The sequence below is a fragment of the Nonomuraea terrae genome (genome assembly GCF_044465245.1).
Classification (GTDB): Bacteria; Actinomycetota; Actinomycetes; order Streptosporangiales; family Streptosporangiaceae; genus Nonomuraea; species Nonomuraea terrae.
Map to the genome: position 1 here is coordinate 640,886 of NZ_JBITLL010000004.1, position 21,553 is coordinate 662,438.

Below are 21,553 nucleotides of genomic sequence, written 5' to 3' on the forward strand. Positions count from 1 at the left end.
GTTACCTTGCGAGGGAGATGGGGGGATCTGTTGTGAATGGTTCGGCATGGGGGTCGGGCGGGCGTGTCTCCCGCAGGTCGGTCATCGGGATGTTCGCCGCGCTGGGGGCCGCGCCGGTGCTGGGAGGCACGGCGGGCGCCGCGGCGCGGCCGCGCTGGACGGTGCTACGGGCGCGGCCCGCGCGCGTCGACCTGGGCCGGCGCACCGTCGCCACCTGGGCCTACGACGACGTCGTGCCCGGCCCGCTCATCCGTGCCACGGCCGGCGGCACCGTGCGCGCGCGGCTGGTCAACGAGCTGCCCGCGCCGACGACCGTGCACTGGCACGGCATCAGGATCGCGTTCCCGATGGACGGGGCTCCGGGCTTCAGCCAGGAGGCCACCCGGCCCGGGGAGACGTTCGACTACGAGTTCACCGTGCCGGACGCGGGGACGTACTTCTACCACTCGCACGTCGGCACGCAGAACGACCGCGGCCTGTACGGCGCGCTGATCGTGGACGACCCGCACGAGCCGCTCCGCTACGACGAGGAGTACACCGTCGTGCTGGACGACTGGCTCGACGGCGTCAACGGCACCCCCGACGACGAGCTGCGCAGGCTGAACGCCTCCTCCGAGCACGACGACAGCATCCGCAGCGCCGCGCTGGGCGGCGTGGCCGGCGAGACGCTCTATCCGCACTACCTGGTCAACGGGCGCAGGCCGAGCGCGCCGGTGACGTTCTCGGCCCGGCCGGGCGCGCGGGCCAGGTTCAGGGTGATCAACGCGGCCGCCGACACCGCGTTCCGCTTCGCGATCGGCGGCCACCGGCTGACGGTCACCCACACCGACGGGTTCCCGTGCGCGCCCGTCACCGTGGACACCGTCATGATCGGCATGGGCGAGCGCTACGACTTCCTCGTGACGCTGGAGGACGGGGCGTTCCCGCTGGTGGCGGTGGCGGAGGGCAAGCGCGCGCGGGCGTTCGCCGTGGTACGCACGTCGCCGCGGGCCGCCGCGCCCGAGCCGGGCGCCCGGGTGCCGCAGCTCAACGGACGGATGCTGACATATGGGGATCTGAACGCCCGCCGGGAGGACCAGCTCCCCACCGCGACGAAGAGCGTCCGGGTGACGCTCGGGATGCGGCCGTCCGGGAGCGAGTGGACGCTCAACGGCCGCCTCGCGAACGACCCGCTGCGGCTGCGCGTGGACGAGGGCGAGACGATCAGGATCGTCATGGAGAACGAGTCGCCCATGTGGCACCCGATGCACCTGCACGGCCACACCTTCCAGGTGCGCGGCCGGACGGGCCGGCGGGGGCCGCGCAAGGACACCGTCAACATCATGCCGCGCGAACGGCTGCGCATCGACGTGCACGCCGACAACCCCGGCGAGTGGATGTTCCACTGCCACAACCTGTACCACCAGGAGCAGGGCATGATGGGCGTCCTCGGCTACGGCCCCCAGCGCCGCGACCTCCGCATGACCCACGGCACGAGCGGCGGCACGAGCGGCGGCACGAGCGGCGGCACGAGCGGCGGCACGCACTCCGGCGGCCACGGACGTCCCGACCGGCGCACCCAGGACGACCGGCCCGGCGGGCGCCAGCAGGGCAACGAGCAGGGCAACGAGCAGGGCAGCCGGCAGGGCAGCCGGCAGGGCAGCCGGCAGGGCAGCCGGCAGGGCAAGGGGCGCCGGGACGACCGGAGGCACCGCCTCGGCGGCCACTGAGCGGCGGGACGTTCATGGGTTGACGGGCGCGGGTGCGTCGCTTACGTTTCCGGCGATCGACGAAACTTGTCGTCACACTGCCGAAAATTTCGGAGGCGTCCGTGTTACGTGGAGTTCTCGCCCTCACCCTCCTCGGCCTGCCGGCCGTGCAGCAACCCGCCGGCCCGGCCGCCATCACCGTGAACGAGCGCGTCAGGCACCAGGAGATCGACGGTTTCGGCATCTCCCAGGCCTTCCGCCGCAACGAGCTGCTCGAGGCGCTGCCGCGCGACAAGCAGCGCGAGGTCCTCGATCTCTGGTTCGACCGCGACAAGGGGGCGGGGCTCAGCATCCTGCGCCTCGGCATCGGCTCCTCCCCCGCCGGCAGCCCGTACGACCACATGGTCTCGATCCAGCCCGAGGACCCGGGCGGCCCGGACGCGCCGCCGAAGTACGTCTGGGACGGCGACGACAACAGCCAGGTCTGGGTGGCCAAGGAGGCCCAGCGGTACGGCGTGCAGCGGTTCTTCGCCGACGCCTGGAGCGCCCCCGGCTACATGAAGGACAACGGCGACGACAAGAACGGCGGCACGCTCAAGCCCGAGTGGCGCCAGGCGTACGCCGACTACCTGGTGGCCTACACGAGGTTCTACGCCAGGGAAGGCATCAGGATCACCGACCTGGGGTTCACGAACGAGCCCGACTACACGGCCTCGTACGCCTCGATGCGGTTCACCCCCGAGCAGGCCGCCGAGTTCGTCAAGGTGCTCGGGCCGGTCGCCAAGGGCATGAAGGTCACCTGCTGCGACTCCTTCGGCTGGAACGAGGCCAAGGCGTACACGGCGGCGATCGAGGCCGACCCGGAGGCGCGCCGCTGGGTGAAGGTGCACACCGGCCACACGTACGCGAGCCCGGTGGACGGCCCGCTGCCGACGGACCGGAAGACCTGGATGTCGGAGTGGAACCCGCCCGGCACCACCTGGAACGAGGCCTGGGACGACGGCAGCGGCTACGACGGCTTCACGATCGCGCAGGCGGTGCACGACGCGCTCACGCTGGGCGACGTCAGCGCCTACGTCTACTGGCTGGGCGGCTCGGCCGGCGCGACACGGGCGCTGCTGCAGCTCGACGACCAGGCGCGGACGTACCGCGTGTCGAAGCGGCTGTGGGCGCTGGCCGGCTACAGCCGCTTCGTCCGGCCCGGCGCGGTACGGCTGGAGGCGCGGGCGGCCGACCCGGCGCTGAAGGTCTCGGCGTTCCGCAACCCGGACGGCTCCCGCGTGGTCGTGGCGCTCAACACCGGCACCGCGCCGATCACCTGGCAGGGCGTGCACGGCCGGGCCACCGCGTACGTCACCGACGAGGCCGGCTCGATGACGCCGTCCCCCGTGAAGGCACGCACGGCGACGCTGCCCCCGCGCGCGCTCACCACGATCGTCACCCGGTGACCGGCACCACCGGGCTGTACGCCTCCGGCGAGCTGCCGGAGCCGTGGAAGACCACCCGGTGGGCGCCGGTCACGGGCACCCGCCAGACGAACAGGTCGTCGGCCGAGGAGACCAGCGGGTTCAGGTCCACGGGCGTCCAGTTCCAGCCGGTGCCGGCGTGCCGGTAGAACCACGCGTTCTCGATGAGGTAGTCGGCGCCGATCCCGGCCACCGCGAAGCCGGTGGAGGCGTCGTCGTCCGCGTCGATGTACACGTGGTGGAAGTCGAACGGCAGGTTGTAGCGAGCCTGGTAGGTGGCGCCGTCGTCGCCGGTGACCGTCCCGGTCGTCTCGGAGATCGGGTCCCCGCTGGGCTCGGCGGTGGTGACGGTGAGCGGCCGGGCGGGCGCGGACTCGTTGCCGCTCGCGTCCCTGGCGAGCACGGAGAAGGTGTACGACGTGGCCGGGGTCAGGCCGGTCACGGGGACGGGGGCGCCGGCGGGCAGCAGGGTGGGGGGCAGGCGCAGCACGCGCTTGCCGTCCACCAGGACGTCGTACCAGGCGGTGTCCGCCGCGCGCTCCCAGGTCAGGCGGACGCCGGCCACCCTGACATCCTCTGCCCGCAACCCCGCCGGGGTGGCGGGCGGCGAGCGGTCGGGCTTGCGCGTCCGTACGGGCACGGCGGCGCTCGCGGTGGACGCGTTGCCCGCCGCGTCGCGGGCCCTGACGGTCACCGCGTATCTGGTGCCCGGGTCGAGCCCCTTCAGCGTGACGGCGGGAACGCGCCCTGCCGTGCCCGCCACACGCAGCCCGTCCAGGTGAACGTCGTAGCCGACCGTGTGCGGCGAGGGCCGCCAGGTCAGGGCCAGCGTGGTCGATCCGCGTTCGACGGCCGCGGCGGGGCCGGGCCGGGCCGGCGGCGTGGTGTCCGCCGACCTGGCCGCGTCCAGCTCGGCCTGCCAGTAGTCGGGCAGCGTGTCCCAGGGGTTGGCCAGCACGTCGGGGGTGAGGTACATGTAGCCGGCCCCGCGCTGCTCGCCCAGGCGTAGCGCCTCGGTCATCTGCTCCTCGGTGGCGGTGGCGTGCACGAGGTGCCAGAACCGGCGCGGGTCCCGTCCGCGCTGCCAGGCCGGCGGCTGCCAGGTCTGGTACGTCTCGTAGGTGCCCTCGAACGTCAGGCTCACGTCGGCGATGTCGGCGTAGCACTCCTCGGTGCCGATGCCGGGGTTGATGACCGTGAACGCGCCCCGGTGCAGGCTCTTGATCGACTCGTCCAGCGCGCGGTAGGTGTCGGAGTAGGCGCCGCCGGGGCCGCAGACATTCTGCACCTCGTCCAGGAAGACGCCGCCGAGGCCGTACCCGCCGTACAGCTCGTACCAGCGGGCCACATCCTGCTGCGCCTGCGCCAGCCAGGCGAGCGAGGTGGTCTCGCCGAGCCTGGTGGCCCGGCCGGTGCTGCCGAGATAGCCGGTCGCCACGTAGCCGAGCACGGTGACCCCGGCGGCGCGGGCGTCGGAGACGGCTTCGGCGTAGGCCGGGTCGAAGTCCTTGCCGGGGCCGGAGGACGGGTTGGCCACGACGATCCCGACACCGGGGTCGGCCAGCCGCTCCCACAGCCGGCCCGGGGCGAAGTACGCGGGCACAGCCAGCGACATACCGCGATCGTCCACGGAGGAGGCGTGGACGGTGCCGGTGAGCGAGGCCAGGAGGAGCACCGCGACCGCGGCGACTCGGCGTACGAACATGGGTCAGCCTTTGCTGCCGGTGTGGGCGATGCCCTGGATGAACTGTCGTTGCAGGAACACGAAAACGGCGATCACGGGGAGCGAGGCGATCAGCGAGCCGGCCATGAGCACCGGGTAGTCGGTCTGGTACTGGCCCTGGAGCGCCGCCAGCCCGGCCGACAACGTCATCTTCTCCGGGTCGGTGTTGACCACGAGCGGCCAGAACAGGTCGTTCCACGCCCACAACAGGGTCAAGATGCCCAGCGCCACCAGCCCCGGCCGGGCCAGCGGCAACATGACGGACCAGTAGATTCGCACCGGCCCCGCCCCGTCGAGCCGCGCCGCCTCCTCGATCTCGCGCGGCAGGCCCAGGAAGAACTGCCGCAGCAGGAACACCCCGAACGCGCTGAACAGGCCCGGCACGATGATCGCCTGGAGGCTGTTGAGCCAGCCGAGCGAGGACATGATCTGGTACTGCGGGATCACGAAGAGCTGCGGCGGCACCATGAGCACCGACAGGAAGACGCCGAACAGCAGATTCCTGCCGGGGAAGCGCAGCCGGGCGAAGGCGTAGGCGGCCATCGAGCAGAACAGCACCTGACCGGCCACCCGCCCGGCGGCCATCACGACGGTGTTGAGGAACTGCTCGCCGAACGGCAACAGGTCGAAGACCTTCGCGTAGTTGTCCCAGCGGCCTTCGGGCAGGAACGTCGGCGGCACCGCAGTGGCGCTGCTGAGCGTCTTGAGCGAGGTGATGACCTGCCAGACGAACGGCGCCACCATGGCCAGCGACGAGGCGATGAGTACCGCGTGCACACCCAACGGGCGACGCTCAGACATAGTGCACCCACCTTCGCTGAAGCCGGAACTGCAGGACCGTCAGCACTGCGATGAGCACCAGCAGCGCGATCACGATGGCGGCGGCGTAACCGCGGTCGTTGGTGACGAAGGCTCGCTCGTAGAAGAGCTGCACGACGGTCTGCAACCGTGAGTACGCCGGGTTGGCCCGTGCCGACTGCCCGGACCCGGTCATCACGAAGACCAGGTCGAAGAGCTGGAGCGAGCCGATCACCGAGACGATCGAGATGAAGAACGCGGTCGGCGACAACATCGGCAGGGTGATCCTGAAAAACTGCCGTACGCGGCCGGCGCCGTCCATGGCCGCCGCCTCGTACAACTCCTTCGGGATGGCCTGCATCCCGGCCAGGAAGATGATCAGGTTGTAGCCGATGCTGCTCCAGATGCCCACCACGACCAGCGCGTACATGGCGGTGGAGGGGTCGGCGATCCAGTTGGGCCCGTCGATGCCGACGACCGCGAGCACCTGGTTGACCAGGCCGTAGTCGCCGTTGTAGAGCCAGCGCCAGAGCATCGCGACCGCGACCGGCATGGTCACCACGGGCAGGAAGAATGCCGTCCGGTACACGCTCACCCCGCCCAGTCCCGGCCGGTTGATCAGCGCCGCGAACACGATGGCGAGCGGGATCCCGATCAGGCCGAGCACGGTGTAGAGGAGCGTGTTGAGCACCGCCTGCCCCACCTGGGGGTCGGCGAACAGGCGGGTGTAGTTGTCCAGGCCCGTCCAGGTGTGCCCGCCGAACGCGCCCCACTCGGTGAAGGAGAAGTAGACGGTCTGCAGGACGGGCCACAGGTAGAAGATCGCCAGGCCGAGCCCGGTGGGGGCGATGAACACGTACCCCCACAAGGCCTCTGTGCGCGGCCTGCGCCGCTTCTCCGAGTGGGCCCGTCGCGCGGGCCGCCGGATGTCGGCGGTGGTGGTCACGTCACTCCTTGGCCAGCAGCTCGTTCATACTGGCGGCGAGATCCGCGGCGGCCTTCTCGATCGGCTCCTCGCCGACCCACGCCTTGGTGAGGTGGGTGAGCTCGGCCTCCTGCCAGGCGGCGGTGTTCTTGGAGATGGGATACGGCACCGCGTACGAGACCGCGTCGACGAACGTCTGCAGCTTCCACTCGGGATGGGCGGCCACCCAGTCGTTCTGGGTGCCGTTGTAGGCCGGTATCGGGCCCTTCTTCCCGAGGATGTCCGCGGCCGGCTTGGAGCCGAGGAACTTGACGAACTCCCATGCCTCGGCGGGATGCTCGGTCTTGGCCGACATCACGTTGGCCACGCCGTGGATGATCGTCGCCTGCTTGGTGTTGCTGGGCAGCGGGGCGACGTCCACCTTGTCCTTGGTGTAGTCGTTCTTGCTGAACTCGGCCACGTTCCACGAGCCGCCCCAGTACATCGCCAGCTTGCCGGCCTCGAAGAGCTGGAGCGGAGCGGTGTCGGTCATGGTCTTGAGATCGGGCGACTGCTCGGCGGCGAGCAGGTCGGTCCAGAACTTCAGGCCCTCGATCGTCTTGGGGTCGTCGTAGCCGGACTTCTTGCCGTCCGGCGAGATCACGTAGCCGCCGGCCTGGTAGATGGTGTTGTACTGGTACTCCTGGAAGCTCGTGAGCTGAGCTCCCACGGCGTAGACGCCCTTGTCCGGGTCGGTGAGCTTGGCGGCGGTTTCCTGGAAGTCGTCCCAGGTCCAGTCGTCGGCGGGATACTTCACCTTCGCCGCGTCGAAGAGCGTCTTGTTGTACCAGACGCCGACCGTGTCCATGTCCTTCGGCAGGCCGTACAGCTTGCCCTCGTAGGTGTAGAGGTCCACCAGAGCCTTGGGGTAGACCGAGGTGTCGACCTGCTCCTCGAAGGGCCTGATCACGCCGTTGGAGGCGTAGAGCTGGAAGTTCGGGCCGTTCATCCAGAAGACGTCCGGCGCCGCGCCGCCGCTGACCGCGGCCTTGAGCTTCGTCCAGTAGTCGACCCATGGGGTGAGCTGGACGTCGATCGCGATGTCCGGGTGCGTCCTGGTGAACTCCGCGGCCAGCTCCTGCATGGCCTCCTGCTGGGTGGCGTCCCAGACGCCGTACGACAGGGTCACCTTGTCCTGCGCACCTGTGCCGGCCTGCTCACCGCCGCCGCACGCGGAGGCGAGCAGTGCCGCGCAGAGGAGGGCCGCACCGCTCTGTGCCGACTTCCACATCTCCCAGTCCTCTCCTAGAACGTGGGAGTAATCATGGAGTCCAGTGAAATTGTTTTCAAGAGTGGACGTGTTACAGATGGCTCACGAGCGGTGTGCGGCCGTCGAGCACGCGCTCCTGGACGTCGTCGAGCGCCAGCCGTACGGCGCCGAGCACCACGGCCTCGTCGCCGAGCGCCGACATGCGCACCTCGGGCGTGCGGATGCACCAGCGGTCCAGCTCGCGCTTGAGCGGCTCGATGAGCACGTCGGCCGAGCGCGAGAAGCCGCCGCCGACCACGACCATCTGCGGGTCCAGCGCCAGGATCAGCGCGGACGCGCCCAGCGCCAGGTCCCTGACGTATCGGCGGACAGCCGTCAACGCCGCCTTGTCGCCGTTGCGGGCGGCCGCGAACACATCGCCGGCCTCGCCGTTGGCGGCGCTGAGGTGCTCCTGCGCGCGGATCCAGCCGAGCACCGGCAGCGCGCCGATCTCACCCGAGGCGTTGGCGAAGCCCCGGTGCAGCTTGCCGTCGATGACCAGGCCCGCACCGGTACGCAACCCGGCCAGCAGGAACACCATGTCCTTCGCATAGCGGGCCACGCCGCGCCAGCACTCGGCCAAGGCGGCCAGCTTGCTGTCGTTCTCGACCAGTACCGGGGCGGGGGCCAGCCTGCGTACATGGGCGGCCAGATCGACGCCCGTCCACTCGGGCAGCGCCTCCGACAACATCACCCGGCCGAGGCCGTCCACCAGGCCCGTCGTGCCGACACCCGAGGCCCACACCTCGCCGCCGTCCAGCCCGGCACCCTCCAGGCACTCGGCGACCGCCCGGTCCACCGCCTCGAGACGTTCCGTCCGGCCAATCTCGGGAGTGACGGGCACCCGGGCGCTGTGCAGCACGTTGCCGTCGAGATCGGCGGCCACCGCGCGGATCTTGTGCCCGCCGATGTCGATGCCGAGCACCCGGCCCGCGTCGGCCCTGAACCGGTAACGCCTGGCCGGGCGGCCCACCCCGCCCGCGGTGGCGCCCGCCTCGGCCACCCAGCCCTTCTGCAGCAGCTCGCGTACCACGTCTTCGGTGGAGGCCCGCGACAGTCCCGTGCGCTTGGCGACCTCGGTGAGCGTGAGCGACGGCTGCCCCTGCAACGCCTTGATCACGGCCAGCGCGTTGAGCTGCCGCAGCCGCGACAGGTCCCCGCCACTCGTCTCCCCGCTCATCGGCCCCCCTTGCTGTCGGCTTTCCCGAACCGAATAATAATGGTCTCCATGATATTTCGTCGGGGAAGGTTCCATGACTGAGGTGACTCTAGCCATCGCCGGCGGCGGCCTGCGCGGGCTGACCTACGCACGCCGCGCGCACGCCACGGGCGCGGGGCGGGTGGTGGCGGTGGCCGAGCCCGACCCGCAGCGCCGGGCGGCGTTCGCGGCGGAGTTCGGGATCGCGCCCGAGCTGGCGTACAGCGGCTGGAAGGAGCTGGCGGCGGCCGGGCGGGTGGCCGACGCGGCGGTCATCGCCACGCACGACCGGCTCCACACCGAGCCCGCGGTGACGCTGGCGGACCTCGGTTACCACATTCTCCTGGAGAAGCCGATGGCCACCACGGAGCGAGAGGCGGCCAGGATCGCCGAGGCGGCCCGGCGCAACGGCATCATGCTGGCGGTCTGCCACGTGCTGCGGTACACGCCGTACACGGGCGTGGTCAGGAACCTGCTGGACGAGGGGCGGATCGGGCGGCTCGTCAGCGTCCAGCACCTGGAGCCGGTGGGGTGGTGGCATCAGGCGCACTCGTTCGTGCGCGGGCACTGGCGCCGCCAGGACACCTCGGCGCCGATGTTGCTGGCCAAGGCGTGCCACGACGTGGACTGGCTGGTGCACCTGTTCGGCCGGCCGCCCGTCCGGGTGTCGTCGTTCGGCTCCCTGTCCCACTTCCGCGCCGAGGAGCGGCCCGCAGCGGCGGCCGACCGGTGCCTCGACTGCCCGCTGGAGCCGACGTGCCCGTACTCGGCGCCACGGCTCTACCTGGGCTGCCTTGGTGATCCCGACAGCGAGTTCTGGCCGCTGGGAGCTGTCACGCCGGAGCGTACGGAGGAGGCGGTGCTGGACGCGCTGCGCACCGGCCCGTACGGCCGCTGCGTGTACGCCTGCGACAACGACGTGGTGGATCACCAGGAGGTGGTGATGGAGTTCGACAACGGGGCGACGTGCTCGTTCACGATGAGCGCGTTCACGCCGATGGAGCACCGGCGCACCCGGCTCTTCGGCACCCACGGCTACATCGACGGCGACGGGCGCTCGCTACGGGTGGTGGACTTCCGCACCGGAGAGGAGGAGATGATCGCCATGGACGGGATGACGGGCCCCTCGGCGGCCGACGGGCACGGAGGCGGCGACGAGGGGCTGACGGACGCCTTCCTCGCCGCCGTGGCCTCGGGCGACGCCACGCTGCTGCGCTCGGACGCCGCGGAGAGCCTGATGACGCACCGCGTGGTGTGGGCCGCGGAAGAGGCCCGCACCACCGGCACCGTCGTCGCCCTCTAGCCCCACACCTCGCGGGCGGTCTCGGCGATCAGCGAGAGTTTGGCGAACTGCTGGTCCTCGGTGAGCTGGTTGCCCTCGACCGTGGAGGAGAAGCCGCACTGCGGCGACAGGCAAAGCTGGTCGAGGTCGACGTACTTGGCGGCCTCGTCGATGCGCCGCTTCAGCGTGTCCTTCGACTCCAGCTCGCCGCGCTTGGTCGTGACCAGGCCGAGCACCACCATCTTGCCCTTCGGCACGAACCGCAGCGGCTCGAAGCCGCCCGAGCGCTCGTCGTCGTACTCGAGGAAGAAGCCGTCCACCTTGAGCTCGTTGAACAGGGCCTCGGCGACGAAGTCGTAGCCGCCGGAGGCGGCCCAGGAGGAGCGGAAGTTGCCGCGGCACATGTGCGTGGTGATCGTCATGCCGTCCGGCTTGGCGGCGAGGGCGGCGTTGATCTGTTTGATGTAGCGCAGGTGCATGTGCTCGGCGTCGTCGCCGCGCCCGGCCAGTTCCGCCCGCTGCGCCGGGTCGTTGAGGTAGGCCAGGCTGGTGTCGTCGAACTGCAGGTACGTGCAGCCCAGCGCGCCGATCCGGCGTACCTGCTCGGCGTAGGCGGCGCTCAGGTCGTGCCAGAACTCCTCGACGTCGGGGTAGACGTCCGGGTCGATGGAGGCCGGGCCGCCCCGGTAGTGGACCATGCTCGGGGACGGGACGGTCAGCTTGGGCACGGCCGTGGTGACCGTGTCGCGCAGGAACGCGAAGTCGTCGGCGAAGATCGGCTCGTCCAGGGTGATCCGGTCGTGCACCCGCAGCGCGGCCGGGGTGAACTCGATGTCGCCCTGCTCGTTGTGGAAGCGCACGGTGATGCGCTCGTCGGCGGCCTGGCCGATGCCGCCGAGCCGGTAGATGAAGTCCATGTGCCAGGACGCCCGGCGGAACTCACCGTCGGTCGCGCTCTGCAGGCCCACCTCCTCCTGCCGGCGCACCACCTCTCTGATCGCCGCGTCCTCGGCCTCGCGCAGGGCGTCGCCGGTGAGGGTCTCACGGGCGCGCAGCAGCGCGGACGGGCGGAGGAGGCTGCCGACGTGATCGGCGCGGAAGGGCGGTGACGTACGCATGGACGATCATCCTCCGTAGAGCTTTCTGAGCGGGGCCTTGAGCAGCTTGCCCGCCGCGTTCTTGGGCAGTTCCGGGACGAATTCAAGATATTTCGGGATCTTGTAGCGGGCCAGGCGGCCGTCCAGATGCTTGAGCATCTCGTCCGCACCGGCCGCGGCCCCCGGCCTGAGCACCACCAGGGCCTTGCCGACCTCGCCCCACCGGTCGTCGGGCACGCCGATCACCGCGCACTCGGCGACCGCGGGGTGCTCGTAGAGTGCGCTCTCGACCTCGGCGGGGTAGACGTTCTCGCCGCCGGAGATGATCACGTCGGTGATCCGGTCGGAGATGCGCACGTAGCCGTCCGCGTCGGCGACGCCGACGTCGCCGGAGCGGAACCAGCCCTCCTCCGACAGCACCTTCGCGGTCTCCTCCGGCCGTCGCCAGTAGCCGGGCATGACGTTGGGGCCCTGGACGTACACCTCCCCGGGCTCTCCGGGGGCGGCGGGAGAGCCGTCGGGGGCGACCAGCCGGACGTCGGAGAAGAAGCACGGCACCCCGGCCGTGCCCGCCTTGGCGACCGAGTGCTCGGCCGCGAGGAACAGCGCGCCGGGGGACGTCTCCGTCATGCCGTACCCCTGCAGGAACGTCAGCCCGCGCTCCTGGTACGCGCGGATCAGCGGCTCCGGCACCGGCGCGCCCCCGCACAGCAGGTGGCGCAGGCTCGACAGGTCGGCCCCGGCCCAGCGCGGCGACTGCGCCAGGAACGCGAACATCGACGGCACCCCGAACATCACCGTCACGCGCTCGGCCTCGATGAGGTCGAAGGTGCGCGCCACGCCGAACGACGGCTCCAGGATCACCCGCCCGCCCTTGAGCACGGTCGGGATCAGCGTCTGGGCCAGCGCCGCGATGTGGAACATGGGCGCGCTGATCAGCGTCACCTCGTCGTGCGCCAGCGGCACGTCCACCAGCAGGTTGACGGTGTTCCAGGTCAGGTTGCCGTGGGTGAGCATGGCGCCCTTGGGGCGGCCGGTCGTGCCGGAGGTGTACATGATCAGGCAGACGTCGTCCTGACCGACGGGCTCGTCGATCGGCTCGGGCGAGCCCGCGGCGATCAGCTCCTCGTAGGCGGCGGCCGTCAGGTGCCGGCCGGGCAGGCCGTCGCCGTCGCGCTCCTCGCCCAGCACGAGCAGCGCCGCCTCGGCGTCCTGCAGGATGAAGCGCAGCTCGGGCACGGCCAGCCGGGTGTTGAGCGGCACGAACACCGCCCCCAGCAGCGCCGCCGCGAAGAACGTCTCGACCAGCGCGGGCTGGTTCGCACCCAGGAACGCGACCCGGTCGCCGTGCCCGACGCTGAGCCGGGAGGCCAGCCGGTACACCCGGTCGCGGAACTCACGGTAGGTGTGGTGCCGCCCGGCGTAGGTGATGGCGATCCGGTCCGGAGTCATGCGCGCCCTGCGTGCCGGCCACGAGCCAATCCCCTGATTCCGCATCGGCGCTCCTTGACGGTCAGGTCCTCAAGCTAGATCGCGTTCACTCTTTCGTCCAGGTTTCATCGGGTACGGCGTCGAGGATCCGCGCCACCACCTCGGCGGCCTCCGGGCGGAACCGCTCGTGCAGCGTGTGGCAGACCCGCTGGGCCTTCTCGGCCGGCCAGTCGTCCGGCAGGTAGCGCAGCGGCAGCCGCGGGTCGGTCCTGATGACCTGCAGCCAGCGGGTGAGCAGCAGCAGCCGGGATCCAGGCGCCGACCCCCACAGAGGTCAGGCAAAAATCCAGGCCCCTGGGCCACCGCTGATGAGCAGCCGGTGAGACCCGGCCGCTGGGGAGTCACTATCCACCGCGACCTCCCTGCACAACACCGGGTCGATGTTGGCCAGGGCCCGGAGCTGCCGCTCCTTGACCGCCTGCTCGTAGCACTCGCCCAGCTCGAAGGTGTGGGCGTCGATGATGTGCTCCGTCTCGGCGGGAGACATGCTGAGCAGAACAGCCGCGCCTGGCTGAAGTGGTCGGCGAACGAGGCCGGGGCCTCAGGCACCTTCCGCCCCGACACCTCCAGCGGCACCTCGACATAGGCGCCCGCGCCCGCGTGAAAGGGACAGCCGCCGTCCAGCGAGTTCGGCTTGCACGGAGCCACCCCGCGATGCACCGCGTCCTGGTGGAAGCCGTCCCGCAGCATGTCGTCGACGGAGGCGTGCGGCCGGTTGATCGGGATCTGCAGGACGTTGGGCCCTCCCAGGCGGATGATCTGCCTGTTGAGACAGGAGAACAGCCGGGCGGCCGGCAGCGGGTCATCGGTGATGTCGATGCCGGGCACCAGATGGCCGGCGTAGAAGGCGACCTGCTCCGTCTCGGCGGAGTAGTTGGAGGGGTTGCGGCTGAGCTCCATCAGGCCGATGGGCTGGACCGGCGCCAGTTCCCGGGGCACGATCCTCGTCGGATCCAGCAGGTCGATGCCCTCGAACATTTCCGGGGTGTCGGGGAAGGTCAGGATGCCCGGCTCCCACTGCGGGTACGCGCCCGCCTCGATCGCGTCGGCGAGGTCGCGCCGGTGGAAGTCGGGGTCCATGCCACCGATCATCTGCGCCTCCTCCCAGGTGACGGAGTGCACGCCGAGCTTGGGCTTCCAGTGGAACTTCACCAGCGTCGTCGCGCCCTCGGCGTTGACCATCCGGAAGGTGCGGACGCCGAAGCCCTCCATCATCCGGTAGGAGCGGGGATGCCGCGATCGGACATGTTCCACAGCGTGTGGTGGGTGGCCTGTCGCGAAACCGCGCGTGTCGCGTACGGTGTCGGCCGAACCACGACGCGCTTGGGGATGCGCTCGTGGTCGAAGTGCATGGCAGATCGCCACTGGCCGATCAGCGCCAGACGAAGACCCGCCCATCCCGGGGGTGCCGGCTACGCCCATGAGCCGCGCCTGCTACGCGAACCGGCGCCCGTCCGCGACTTCGGGTGTCAGGAAGACGCGGCGCGGCCAGATGATCACTCGCTTGCATGCGGGCACCCCGTGGCCCGCAGCCCGCGCCGCGCCACGACCGGGCTGGAAGCCGCCTGAGGCCCGGGACGACGCTGGGCGCGTGACCGTGACGGGTCCCGCGCATCACCGTGGCGTCAGCGTGGTGAACCTCCGCGCTGGAGGGACTTCGGAACGAGATACTCCTCGACGCCGTAGACGCCGCGCTCACGCCCGTACCCGGAGTGTTTGACGCCGCCGAACGGGGCGTCCCACGCCGTCGAGGCGTCGCTCTGGATCACGCCGCCGACACGGAGCCGTCGGGCGACACTCTCGAACCGCGCATCGTCATCGGTCCACACGCGGGCGATGAGGCCGAACCGCGTGCCTTCGGCGAGCTCGATCGCGTGCGCTTCGTCGTCGGCGGGCTGAATCGCGAGCACGGGCCCGAACACCTCCTCCTGCACGATCGGCGCGCCGGGGTCGTCGGCGACGACCACCGTAGGTGGGGCGTACCAGCCGCGTGCGAGGTGGGAGATGTCCTTCGACGCGAGCATGCGCACACCGGGGGTGTCGCCGGCCACGCGGATGTGCTCGAGCACCGTGTTCCGTTGTCCCTGGTTCGCCAGAGGTCCGACGGTGCTGGCCGGATCGAAGGGGTCGCCCACCACGACCTGCGCCATCACGTTACGGGCTTCGTCCTCGGCCTCTTCGAGGAGGTGGCGCGGAACGATCAGCCGGGACAGCGCCGCACACGTCTGACCGGCGTTGGCGAAGCAGCTTCCGATCGTATGCCGCACCGCCGCACGCACCTTGTCGTCGTCGACGACGATCGCGGCGCTCTTTCCGCCCAGTTCGAGCGAGGTGCGCGTCCCCCACCGGGCAGCCGACAAGGCGACCTGGCGCCCGGCTTCGACGGAGCCCGTGAAGGAGACGAAGTCGGCGCGTGCGTGGCCTGCGATGGCGCTGCCCACGCTTGCGCCGCTTCCGCAGACGACGTTCAGTACGCCACCGGGGAGCCCGGCCTCAGCGAACGCCTCCGCCAGCAGGAACGTCGTGAGCGGGGCGACGCTCGCCGGCTTGACGACGATGCTGCAGCCGGCGGCGATCGCCGGCGCCACCTTCAGTGCCGCCTGCATCAGCGGATAGTTCCACGGCGTGATCGCACCGACGACGCCCGCGGGCTCGCGGACGACGTCCGAGTTGCCGATCCTCTCCCGCTTCATGATCGCTTCGACAGCCGAGGCCGCCGTGAGACGGATGGCCGCCAGGCCCAGGGCGACCTGCGTTCCGTGCACCTGGCTCGCCACGGTGCCGACTTCCGCCTGCATCGTGGTGGCGAGGTCATCCGCCATGCCTTCCAGGATGTCCGCGGCCTTCTCGACCACGGCGACGCGATCGGCAGGCGCAACGTCCGCCCACCGCTGCTGCGCGCGTGCGGCGGAGTCGAATGCGCGGTCGACGTCCTCGGCGGTGGCGGAGCGCACCTTGGCGATCTCCTTGCCGGTGGCGGAGTCGTCCACCGACGCGTACGACGTCCCCGACGGAACGACCCGGGCGTTGTCCAGCCACAGCGAATCGTTGACGACGCCCCTGGGTGATGCCATGAATTTCATCCTTCTCAGATCGTGAGTCAGCGTGGTCGCGACGCTCGCGGCCCCACTACGGCTCTTCGCGTCGCCGCTCAGCCGATGGACGGTTCCGCCAGGAGCTTCCACGGGGAGGGAACCTCGCCGAAGGGAACCTCGAGGAGCACCGGTGCGTCCGTCCCGCCGGCGTTGCGGATGGCCTTCTCCAGCGCTTCCGGAGTGGTGACCCGCTCACCCGCGACGCCGAACTCCTTGGCCAGGGCCACGAAGTCGGGGTTCTTGAGGTCGACCCCGATGTTGCGGCCGAACGTCTCGCTCTGGATGCGCTGGACGTTGCCGAACGCGTCGTTGCTGAACACCACGGTCACGAGCCCGATGCCGTACTTGGCAGCGGTGGACAGCTCCTGCAGCGCCCACCCGAAGCCACCGTCACCGTTGATGGAGACGACCTGCCGGCCCTTGGCTCCGACGGCGGCGCCGAGGCCGGTCGGGAAGCCGTAGCCGAGCGTGCCCTGGTATCCGGGCGTCACGTAGGTTCCCGGCTCGTAGACGGGGAACGCCAGCCGCGCCGCGTAGCCGACCTGCGTGAGCTCTTCGACGAAGATGCCGTCGTCCGGCATGGCCGCGCGGATCGCCCGAAGCCACTCCAGCTGAGGCTCGATCGCGCTCAGGGCGTCACGTTCCCGCTCGCGGTAGCCGTCGAGCACCGGCGCTGCACGCTTGCCGCCGGGCAGGGAGTTCATGATCGCTTCCATCGCGACCCTGGCGTCGGCGATGACCGCGACCTCGAACTCGCGCGGCGCGCGCACGTCGGCCGGGTCCGCATTGATCGCTATGAGGCGGTGGCGTCCGGGCCTGACGACCGGCCGCCCGGTCATGGTGATGAAGCGGGTGCCGATGGCGAGCACGACGTCCGCGTTCTCGAGAACTTCTGCTCCGGCCAACCGCGACAGGACGAGCGGGTGCCGATCGCTGACGGCGCCCTTACCGTTCCGGCTGGTGATGACGGGCGCTCCGAGGCGCTCGGCGAGCGCCTGGAGCGCGGCGCTGGACGCGGCATCGCGCACGCCGCCACCTGCGACGATCACAGGCCGCTCGGCAGCGGCGAGGAGTTCGACGGCACGGCTGACCGAGTCCTCGTCGATCTCACCGGCGCTGTCACCGGCGCTGTCACCGGCGCTGTCACCTGAGGGATTCACCGCTCCGGCGGTCGTCCTCCCCTGGAGCACGTCCGGGGGGATCTCGATGCCGACGGGCCGCGGACGTCCGCTCGTGGCCTGCTTGAACGCTTCGCGGACCAGGCCGGGGATCTCCTCGGGCGACTTCGCGATCCCGTTCCACTTGGTGAGCGAACGGAGAAGGTCCGTCTGCCCCTGAATCTCGTGGAGCATGCCGAGCCCCCGGCCGATGGTCGGCGACGGGATCTGGCCGGCGATGCAGACCACTGGACTGTTCGTCGCGAACGCGGTCGACAACGCCGCTCCGGCGTTCAGGAGGCCGGGACCGGGCACGACCATGCAGACGCCGGGCCGGCCCGCCACACGGGCATAGCCGTCCGCCATGTACGCGGCCCCCTGCTCGTGCCGCGCCGAGATGAAGTCGATCGACTCCCGGTTCTGGGCAAGACCGTCCATCGCGTAGTCCAGCTGGATCCCGGGGACGCCGAAGATCGTCTGAACGCCCTCCGCGATCAGCTGTTCGGTGAGTAGTTCTCCACCGGTCTTGGTCATGGGCTTACCTTTCCTCCGCTCCTGTTCGGGTGTGCTGCAGGGCTGCTGTTCCGCATCCGGTGGTCACCGTAGGGCCGCCGCGTGAGTGTCTCGAACGGCTAGATGGCACTGAGGTCCCGCGTCCGGCTCTCTGCTGCGATCAGGATCCCCACGAGGCAGACGGCGAGCACTCCCATCCACGCCCAGCCCAGTACGGCGATTCCGCCACTGGCGGCGACCAGGGAGGTCGCGATGAGCGGCGTGAAGCCCGACCCGAGCGCCGAAGCGGTCTGGAAGCACAGCGAGGCACCGGTGAAACGGAGGCGCGTGGGGAACAGCTCCGCCAGGAACGCGGCGAGCGGGCCGAGGATGAAGCCCTGGATGAACTGACCGATGATGACGGCGGTGGCGAAGCCTGCCTCGGTTCCCGTCTGGATCAGGTTGAGCATCGGGAAGACGAAGATCAGCGCTGCGACGATTCCGACGATGAGGGGGAGACGCCGCCCCAAGCGGTCGCTCAACCGGGCGCTGATGATGGCCGCGATGAGGAGAGCGACCGAGCCGAGGATCTTCAGGTTCAGGATGGCCGTGCGGTCGGCACCGAGCTCGACGACGTGGTTGACCGCCCAGGAGGTGGCGATACCGTCGATCGTCAGCTGGCTGATCGCGACGATGATGCCGAGCCCGGCCTGCATCGGGTAGCGGCGCAGCACCTCCAGGATCGGCACCTTCCGCTTCTCCGCTTCCTGGTCCAGCGCCTGGAACAGCGGGCTCTCGCTGACCTTCAGACGGATGACCATTCCGACCAGGACGAGCAGGAAGCTGAGCAGGAAGGGAATGCGCCAACCCCACGAGAGGAACTGGTCCTCCGGGAGCATGGAGGTGAGGGAGATGGATCCCGTGGCGAGCATCGCGCCGGCGGGTGCGCCGAGGCTCGCGAACGAGGCCGCGAAACCGCGCTTCCCGCCGGGGGCGTTCTCGAGGGCGATGAGCATCGCGCCGCCCCACTCACCGCCGACGGCGACACCCTGCACGACCCGGCAAGTGATGAGGAGGATCGGCGCCATGACACCGATGAGCTCGTTGGAGGGAAGGAGCCCGATCGCCATGGTCGAGATGCCCATGAGGAGCATCGTGGTGACGAGCACGCCCTTGCGGCCGAGCTTGTCGCCGAAATGGCCGAAGATCACGCCTCCGAGCGGTCGTCCGACGTACCCGACGGCGAGCGTGACGAAGGACGAGATGGTCGCCATGGTCGGCGAAAGGTTGCTGAAGAAGACGTGCGGGAAGACGACCGCGGCCGCCATGACGTACAGGACGAAGTCGTAGAACTCGATCACGCTTCCGCTGAAGCTGGACAGCAGAATGCGTCGCATGGGGCCGTGCCACAGCGAGTCGGAGCCGCCCTGCGGCATGACTGTGGTGTTCTCGGTGGTTGCCATGGGGGGACTTTCAGATATGACCGTGACGGGGGGTCAGCGGGGTTCGTTGGAGAGGGCGGGGAGAGCGTTGAGGAGGTGCTCGGTGTCCTCGGGGGAACCGACGGTCACGCGGATGCCGCCGCCGATGGGGCGTACGAGCACGCCGTCGGCCTCGCATGCGCCGGCGACGCTCGCGGTCGATTCGCCCAGCGGAAGGAAGACGAAGTTCGCGGCGGATTCGACGACATTCCATCCGCGGGAGCGGAGGGCCGCGGTGAGGGCTGCGCGCTCCTTCACGATCGATGCGATGCGAAGCTCGGACTCGGCCACCTGTTCCGGCTGAAGCGCGGCCAGCGCGCCCGCGACGGCGACGCTGTCGATGCGGAACGGGACTCCCAGCCGCGACACGTAGCTCATCACTTCGCTGTCACCGATCGCGTAGCCGATGCGCAGGCCTGCCAGACCATGCGCCTTGCTGAGCGTTCGGACGACGATCAGGTTCGGGTGCTCCTCCATGAGCTCCAGACCGTCGACGTCCGTCGCGAACTCGACGTACGCCTCGTCGAGGATGACGGCGATGTCCCCCGGTACGCGCGCCAGGAACTTCTTGAGTTCCGCGTTGGTGTGTGCTGTGCCCGTGGGGTTGTTCGGGTTGCAGATGATGATCACTCGGGTGCGGGGCGTGATGACGCCGTGCATGGCTTCGAGGTCGTGCGCGTGCGAGACCAGTGGAACGGCTACCGGCACCGCCGAGTTGGCGATGGCGGCGGTCCGGTAGTACGGAAAGCTCGGCTGGGCGAAGATCACTTCGGAGTCGGCTTCGACGAGCACCCCGACGATGTCACGCAGCAGCGCGGTGGATCCGTTCGCGACAGCGATGCGGTCGGACGGCTGACCGGTGTGCGCCGCGATGGCGTCGCGGAGCTCGGTGTACTGCATGTCCGGGTACCGGTGCGCGTCCTCGAGTGCGGCCTTCATCGCGTCCACGATCGCCGCCTGCGGAGGCCATGGGACCTCATTGGACGCGAGGCGCGCCTGCCTGCGCGTTTCTCCGCCTTGGGGACGCCGGCCGGGAACGTACGGAGGCAAACCCTCGAGCCGGTGGGCGATCCTCAGTGATCCCACGTTTCTCCTTCCGTGAGCGTTCGTCGAACGCGTGATGCATAGCCACGCGACCGGTTGCACTACCTTGCGCCCACCAGTGGGATTACGGCAATCACAAATATTGGGCGAAACAGTTCAAGGATTCTAAACATCTATCCCCGTGGCGTCGCGCAGGATGGATGGCCCCTTCCTGATCAGGGCGAGAGGGGCCCTGCCATCGGCCCCTCAGAGCATGCCGGTCTTGCTCACGGGCGTGCCGTCACGTGAGGTGAAATGCTTGGCGACCGCTTCGCGGCAGTACGCCCGCAGCGCTTCCATCCGGGCAGTGCGCCGCGCACCGGGCGCCGTGGCGAGCACGACGTGGTTCGCGGGGAGTTCGTCCGCGATCGGGCGGTACACGATCGGCTTCCCGTCGTACGTCAGGTCGCCATGGGGACGGCCCATGATGATCGTGTAGCCGAGGCCGCGCGCGACGAGCGAGCGGATCGTCTCGACGTTCGCACTCCGCCAGCGCACTCGAGGTGTGATGCCGGCGTTGCGCAGGATTTCCTCGACGTGGTCGGTGGCCGGGCGCATGGCAAGGAGAACGGCGTACTCGTCACGCAGGGCGCTGAGCGAGACCATGTCCTGGCCGGCCAGCGGATGATTCGGCGAGACGGCGAGCTGCAACCGGACAGGGGCCAGCCGCTGGACATCGACCTCGGAGACGATGTGGTTCTCGTACAGCAGGGCCGCGTCCAGCCTTCCCTCGACCAGGAGGGTCTGCAGCGCCGCCGACGGTCCTTCCTCCAGTTCGAGATCGATCGCGGGATGATGCGTCGCGAAGTGCTCCGCCATCTGCGGGAACAACCACGGCGACAGAGTCGTGAAGATCCCGACCCGCAGCGGGCCCCTCAGCTCTCCGCGGATGGTTCCGGCCAGGTCCTGAATGTCGTCGACGTACCGGGCGATAAGCCGCGCGGTCTCGTAGACGCTTCGCCCGGCATCGGTGATCTCCACGCCTTTGCCGCGGGTGCGCAGCGTGAGCTGGACGTCGAGGAGCTCCTCGAGTTGCGTGATGGCGAGCGAGACCCCGCCGGCGGACACGTGGAGTCTCCTCGCCGCCTCGGTGACCGACCCGCTCTCGACGACGGCGCAGAAATACTGCAACTGCCTGAGGGAGAGCGCCGACGCTCCATTCAATTCAGTCTCCTTAAAATATCAATCATGATAGTTGTCATTGCCTGATTTAGCCAGTGCCCGCACACTCGACGTGTTCCATCAACCGAGGGTTCGTCACAGAGCGTCCAGATCCCATCACCAGGAAT

The 21,553-nt window shown here is 69.8% G+C and carries 17 protein-coding genes and 1 pseudogene; 3 read left to right on the plus strand and 15 right to left on the minus strand.

The genetic code is table 11. From position 1 onward, the window contains the following. The first annotated feature begins 32 nt into the window (after positions 1-32). On the plus strand, positions 33-1,709 hold the full coding sequence (locus ACIBP6_RS21245) for a multicopper oxidase family protein (protein ID WP_397054546.1): 1,677 nt from the start codon (positions 33-35) through the stop codon (positions 1,707-1,709). Positions 1,710-1,810: 101 nt separating this feature from the next. Then, the gene (locus tag ACIBP6_RS21250) at positions 1,811-3,136 is read left to right on the plus strand and encodes a glycoside hydrolase family 30 protein (RefSeq protein ID WP_397054548.1); all 1,326 of its coding nucleotides are present in this window, start codon (positions 1,811-1,813) and stop codon (positions 3,134-3,136) included. Here the strand turns inward: ACIBP6_RS21250 and ACIBP6_RS21255 are convergent. The 5 genes from ACIBP6_RS21255 to ACIBP6_RS21275 form a co-directional block, all read right to left on the minus strand. Further along, positions 3,126-4,859, minus strand: coding sequence for a spherulation-specific family 4 protein (locus tag ACIBP6_RS21255; RefSeq protein ID WP_397054550.1), 1,734 nt, complete (start codon positions 4,857-4,859; stop codon positions 3,126-3,128). The genes ACIBP6_RS21250 and ACIBP6_RS21255 overlap by 11 nt on opposite strands. Positions 4,860-4,862: 3 nt before the next feature. Beyond that, a complete protein-coding gene (locus ACIBP6_RS21260) occupies positions 4,863-5,678 on the minus strand; it encodes a carbohydrate ABC transporter permease (protein ID WP_397054552.1) in 816 nt (271 codons plus the stop codon). Then, positions 5,671-6,621, minus strand: a complete 951-nt coding sequence (locus ACIBP6_RS21265; RefSeq protein WP_397054554.1) for a carbohydrate ABC transporter permease — start codon at positions 6,619-6,621, stop codon at positions 5,671-5,673. Before ACIBP6_RS21265 ends, ACIBP6_RS21260 begins: the two co-directional genes overlap by 8 nt. Position 6,622: 1 nt before the next feature. After that, positions 6,623-7,870 (minus strand): ABC transporter substrate-binding protein, encoded by a 1,248-nt coding sequence (locus ACIBP6_RS21270; protein WP_397054556.1) that lies wholly within the window; start codon positions 7,868-7,870, stop codon positions 6,623-6,625. Positions 7,871-7,940: 70 nt separating this feature from the next. After that, positions 7,941-9,068 carry an ROK family transcriptional regulator gene (locus ACIBP6_RS21275; protein WP_397054558.1) on the minus strand — a complete coding sequence of 376 codons (1,128 nt, stop codon included), beginning with the start codon at positions 9,066-9,068 and terminating at the stop codon, positions 7,941-7,943. A gap of 73 nt (positions 9,069-9,141) precedes the next feature. Here ACIBP6_RS21275 and ACIBP6_RS21280 point away from each other — a divergent pair, with 73 nt between their 5' ends. Continuing rightward, positions 9,142-10,389, plus strand: coding sequence for a Gfo/Idh/MocA family protein (locus ACIBP6_RS21280; RefSeq protein WP_397054560.1), 1,248 nt, complete (start codon positions 9,142-9,144; stop codon positions 10,387-10,389). Here ACIBP6_RS21280 and ACIBP6_RS21285 read toward each other — a convergent pair. The 10 genes and pseudogenes from ACIBP6_RS21285 to ACIBP6_RS21330 form a co-directional block, all read right to left on the minus strand. Next, complete coding sequence (locus ACIBP6_RS21285; RefSeq protein ID WP_397054562.1) at positions 10,386-11,486, minus strand: 5-methyltetrahydropteroyltriglutamate--homocysteine S-methyltransferase; 1,101 nt, start codon at positions 11,484-11,486, stop codon at positions 10,386-10,388. The two genes, ACIBP6_RS21280 and ACIBP6_RS21285, sit on opposite strands and share 4 nt — an antisense overlap. 6 nt (positions 11,487-11,492) lie before the next feature. Next, on the minus strand, positions 11,493-12,917 hold the full coding sequence (locus ACIBP6_RS21290) for a long-chain fatty acid--CoA ligase (protein ID WP_397054564.1): 1,425 nt from the start codon (positions 12,915-12,917) through the stop codon (positions 11,493-11,495). Positions 12,918-13,002: 85 nt separating this feature from the next. After that, positions 13,003-13,227 carry a PaaX family transcriptional regulator C-terminal domain-containing protein gene (locus ACIBP6_RS21295; protein ID WP_397055377.1) on the minus strand — a complete coding sequence of 75 codons (225 nt, stop codon included), beginning with the start codon at positions 13,225-13,227 and terminating at the stop codon, positions 13,003-13,005. Between the two features lie 3 nt (positions 13,228-13,230). Then, a complete protein-coding gene (locus ACIBP6_RS21300) occupies positions 13,231-13,443 on the minus strand; it encodes a catalase-related domain-containing protein (protein WP_397054566.1) in 213 nt (70 codons plus the stop codon). Between the two features lie 218 nt (positions 13,444-13,661). Beyond that, a pseudogene (locus ACIBP6_RS21305) lies at positions 13,662-14,378 on the minus strand (catalase); the annotation flags it as partial. Between the two features lie 203 nt (positions 14,379-14,581). After that, positions 14,582-16,030 (minus strand): aldehyde dehydrogenase family protein, encoded by a 1,449-nt coding sequence (locus tag ACIBP6_RS21310; protein WP_397054568.1) that lies wholly within the window; start codon positions 16,028-16,030, stop codon positions 14,582-14,584. A 77-nt stretch (positions 16,031-16,107) separates the two neighbouring features. Further along, a complete protein-coding gene (locus ACIBP6_RS21315; protein WP_397054570.1) occupies positions 16,108-17,742 on the minus strand; it encodes a thiamine pyrophosphate-binding protein in 1,635 nt (544 codons plus the stop codon). Positions 17,743-17,840: 98 nt separating this feature from the next. Continuing rightward, positions 17,841-19,163 carry an MFS transporter gene (locus ACIBP6_RS21320; RefSeq protein WP_397054572.1) on the minus strand — a complete coding sequence of 441 codons (1,323 nt, stop codon included), beginning with the start codon at positions 19,161-19,163 and terminating at the stop codon, positions 17,841-17,843. 33 nt (positions 19,164-19,196) lie between these two features. Further along, entirely contained in the window at positions 19,197-20,327 is a 1,131-nt protein-coding gene (gene hisC, locus ACIBP6_RS21325) for a histidinol-phosphate transaminase (protein WP_397054574.1), read from the minus strand. A 144-nt stretch (positions 20,328-20,471) separates the two neighbouring features. Next, the gene (locus ACIBP6_RS21330) at positions 20,472-21,428 is read right to left on the minus strand and encodes a LysR family transcriptional regulator (protein WP_397054576.1); all 957 of its coding nucleotides are present in this window, start codon (positions 21,426-21,428) and stop codon (positions 20,472-20,474) included. Positions 21,429-21,553 lie beyond the last annotated feature (125 nt).